The following is a 3,344-nucleotide window of genomic DNA, read 5'->3' as shown; positions in this document are numbered from 1 at the left end:
CCAGGCGTAATGCATTTCCGATGACAAGCAGCGACGAGGCGGACATCGCGATTGCGGCGATCAACGGTGTGACGTGCCCCGAAATGGCGATCGGCACGGCGACGGCATTGTAGATAATCGCGATGGCGATGTTTTGCCGGATCAGTCGTCCGGCCTTGCGCGAGACGTCGAGGGCAAGGGGTACGGCCGAAAGGCTTTCGCGCAGGAACACGAAATCCGCTGCCTTGCGGCCGACATCGGCGGCCGTGGCAGGAGCGATCGAGACGTGTGCCGCGCTCAGTGCAGGGGTGTCGTTGAGACCGTCGCCAACCATCAGCACCTTGTGGCCGTCCTTCGCCAGCGTTTCGATATACTCAACCTTGCCCGAAGGAAGCAGGGCCGGAACAAAGTCATGGATGCCCAACGTCCCCGCGACCTCGGCGCAGGCAGCCGCGGTGTCGCCCGACAGCATGTGCGCGGAAACACTCGCGTGGTTCAATTGCTCGACGGCCGCTCTGGCGTCTGCACGCAACGCGTCCTCGAAGACAAAGGAAGCCACGATGATCCCATCTTTCGTCAGAACCGTTCCGCCATATCTGCTTTCGCCCCCGGTTCGGGCCTTCCATCCAGCCCATCCGCGCCTACCCAGCCGCCAGGTGCTGCCCGCGGCAGTGGCCTCGATGCCGAATCCGGGGTGCTCGCTGACAGCCTCGAGCTTTGGCTGGCCGGCGAAACCTGCAAAGTTTGCAATGGCCTTTGAAAGCGGGTGACGGGAATGCGCGGCCATATCGGCTGCGATTGCCAGCATGGTCGGGTGGATGGACGGTGCGTTGAGGAGCCGGGGCTGTCCCAGCGTAAGCGTGCCGGTCTTGTCGAACACCGCGAGGTCGATTGCCGCCAAGCGCTCCATGGCGGAACCGTCCTTGACCATGACGCCAGCTTCGAACAGACGCCGCGCGGCGACAACCTGCACGATCGGCACGGCGAGTCCGAGCGCACAGGGACATGTGATAATGAGGACCGCGATGGCGATCGTTATTGCCCGGTGCCAGTCGCCGATGGCCACCATCCAGCCGAGAAACGTCACGAATGCGGTCAGATGGACCACCGGCGCGTAGAGCGCCGAAACGCGGTCGGCGATCCGGCGATAATGCGCGCGACCGCCCTCGGCCGCTTCCATTAGTCGGACCATCTCTGCCAGGAAAGAGTGTTTTGCGGCGGCTGTCGCCTCGACCGTCAGTGGGCCCGTGAGATTGAGAATGCCTGCCTGTACGGCTTCTCCTGACGCCACGGTTCTGGGAACGCTCTCACCGGAAACCAGCGAACAGTCGAGATCCGAGAAGCCTCGAATGATCTTGCCGTCGACCGGAATCCGCTCACCCGCAGCGATCAGCAACTGCATGCCGGGTTCTATCTCGCCAACAGGCCGGTAGTCGCGCGTGCCATCATCACGCATCACCATGGCGCCACGCGCCGCCAGCCGTGACAGGCCGTTCACCGCGGTCCGGGCACGCTCCCGCATCACGTGGTCAAGCGTGCGGCCGATCAGCAGGAAGAACAGCAGCGATACCGATGCGTCGAAGTAAGCGTGGTCGCCATGGTTGATGGTTTCGTAGAGGCTCATCGCATAGGCGAGCGAGACCCCAACAGCAATCGGCACATCCATGTTCATGCGGCCGTGGCGCAACGCGTTCCATGCCGAGCGGAAGTAAATGCCGCCGGCGAAGGCGAGGGCAGGGATGGCAATCAGCGCCGAGATCCAATGGAACAGGTCGCGGGTCGCACCGTCAGCGCCGGACCAGACCGAGACCGAAAGCAGCATGATGTTGCCCGCCGCAAAGCCGGCAACCGCGACGGCGCGGATCAGTTCCGAAAGCGTCTTGTCTTTTCCATCAACCTCGGGCTCGAAAAGATGCGCTGGGTAGCCCAGCCGCTCAAGCGCAGCGACGAATGGCGGTGCCTCATTCCCACGCCAGCGGATCGAAACCCGTTTCGTCGACAGGTTGACCCGTGCGTCTTCGAGGCGATCGAGCTTTTCGAGTGCTGTCTCGATCGTTTGTATGCAGGCGCCGCAGTGAACGCTCGGCACTGAGAGGTCGGTCTGGTGAAGATCATCGCCAAGCGAGCGGCTCGCCAATTTGACTTCCTGGTTTGACGGCAAGACGGGTGTGACCCTATCGAGAGCCAGCGCCATTTCAGCGCCCGGCGCGCAGCAGCTCATTGCAGCGCTCCTTGGGAAATCATGATCCGACGGACATCGCGATAGGGTTCGGCGAGACCAGCATCGGCATCGACTTCGACGATCCAGACGCCATCTCTCGGCGTGTGCTGCGCCGCAAATTCCTGGCCTGTAGTTGAGGCCAGAGTGACGGACTTGTCCTCCGCCTCATAAGCGGGGTGGCGAAACAGAACCTTCACAGAATGCAAGGGAATGGGCGTGCCGGCGGCATCGCTGAGGCTGTAGCGGACCTCGCCCCATGCGATGGTGAGTTTGCCGGTCCAGCCGAGTGCGGCCTGGGCGCGCCCCTCCTCGGCCTTCTTGTTGAACTGCTGGCTCGCCACATAGGTGTTTTCAACGACAAGACCGGTCCAGCTTGTGCTGGCCAGCGTGGCCATGGTCACATTCACGCCAACAACCACACCGAAAAAGCCGAGAATGGTAAGCAGCATATGCCTTCCGGTAAATTCGCTGGGCCTTCGCATATTGATGCTCATCTAAGGATCTCCGGTGCGTTGAACGTGGCCGTGTATTCGTCGACTTCGAAACTTGCCTTGTCTTCGACCCGGAACTTGAATGTTTGCGCTTGCCCCTGGAGCTGTTCAGCCGGCTGGCGGACGAAAACCTTCAGCATCTTCAGCCGGTCTGGTTCGACTGCGATGGCAAATGAGCGATCTGCAGGCAGGTCGATCCCGACGACGTTCATTTCGGCGCCTTTTAAGCCCTGCATGGTGACGACAACCGTCCTTGGCTCGGGGATCATGTTGAGCAGCTTGACGGTGTAACCATTGCGAATCGATCCATCGGACAGCGTCACGAACTGCGGATTGCGGTCGTGCAGAACGCTGACCTCGAGCCGGTCGCGCGTCAGCAACGAATAGAGCAGGGCAAGACCGATCGCCGACCACGCGCCCATGTAGACGAAGGTGCGTGGCCTGAAGATTTTGCGGAGATGGAAATGGGCCAACCTATCGGAGAAAGCGCCGCCGTCGGTCCGCACGAGCGACGGGTTCACCGAGCAGGAACCGCCTGCGGTGGCTACCGCCATGTTGGCGTTGTAATCGGACAGCGTCGCATAGGAGATCAGTCCCCGCTCCTTGCCGAGCTTGTCCATGACGCCGTCGCAAGCGTCGATGCAGAGCGCGCA

3 protein-coding genes are annotated in these 3,344 nt (G+C 61.8%); all 3 read right to left on the bottom strand.

Features of this window, described 5'->3' with window-relative positions; translation table 11 throughout:
• The coding region (locus AC0L2X_RS32225) for a cation-translocating P-type ATPase (RefSeq protein ID WP_473601186.1) at positions 1-2,200 on the bottom strand (2,200 nt) is incomplete at its 3' end.
• Complete coding sequence (locus AC0L2X_RS32220) at positions 2,197-2,694, bottom strand: FixH family protein (protein WP_473601185.1); 498 nt, start codon at positions 2,692-2,694, stop codon at positions 2,197-2,199. The genes AC0L2X_RS32225 and AC0L2X_RS32220, both read right to left, overlap by 4 nt.
• The coding region (locus AC0L2X_RS32215; protein ID WP_473601184.1) for a FixG Ig-like domain-containing protein at positions 2,691-3,344 on the bottom strand (654 nt) is incomplete at its 5' end. The genes AC0L2X_RS32215 and AC0L2X_RS32220, both read right to left, overlap by 4 nt.

The organism is Mesorhizobium sp. WSM4828 (assembly GCF_055811175.1).
This window is presented reverse-complemented; position numbering and strand designations above follow the sequence as displayed.